The 673-nt window shown below is 62.3% G+C and carries 1 protein-coding gene; it reads left to right on the forward strand.

Features of this window, described 5'->3' with window-relative positions; all coding sequences use genetic code 11:
- On the forward strand, positions 1 to 673 hold a 673-nt coding region (locus INT40_RS20390; RefSeq protein WP_193096875.1), incomplete at both ends, for a DUF222 domain-containing protein.

Here is a 673-nt window from a genome sequence, read left to right on the forward strand (position 1 = left end):
GTGAAGAGTGGACGGATCTTGCACGCTTCGCTCCCGAAGTCACGACCAGTCTCACCGCGCTGAGCGGACTCAAGGACGGGCTGCGGACCTTCGACCGGCGTATGGGTGCCGAAGAGGCCATCAGGCTCATTGATGGGCTCGAAGCCCTGGGCCGCGTCAACGAAGCCCTATCGACCCTGGCCCTGGCCGTGTGTGAACGAGCGGGAACTCCGACCGACTACGGTGCCAAAACCACGAAGGCCCTCATCCAAGACCGGTTGAACATCACCAGCCGCGAAGCCAGCCGGCGTACCGATATGGCGAAGAACCTCGGCGGTCGGGTCACCCTGACCGGTCAGCCACAGGCACCGGTCTGTCCCATCGTCGCCGATGCCTTCAACGAAGGTCGGCTCTCAGCCGACCAGGCCAGAGTCATCAAGGACTGTTTGAAGAAGCTGCCGACCTGGGTGGGCCAGGCTCATCGTGATTATGCCGAAGCGATGCTGGTTGAGAAGGCACCAGTGGTGCGGGTCCATGACCTCCACGCTATCTTCGCCCGCCTCTTGGCCCATATCGATCCCGATGGTCAAGAACCCGTCGATGCCACGGACCGGACCAAGTACAAAGTGAACATGCATGCGTGTGACAACGGGGACTGGGAGATCACGGGTCTCCTCGACCCCGTCACCGGTGG

The sequence above is a fragment of the Brevibacterium sp. FME17 genome, from assembly GCF_014897515.1.
GTDB lineage: Bacteria > Actinomycetota > Actinomycetes > Actinomycetales > Brevibacteriaceae > Brevibacterium.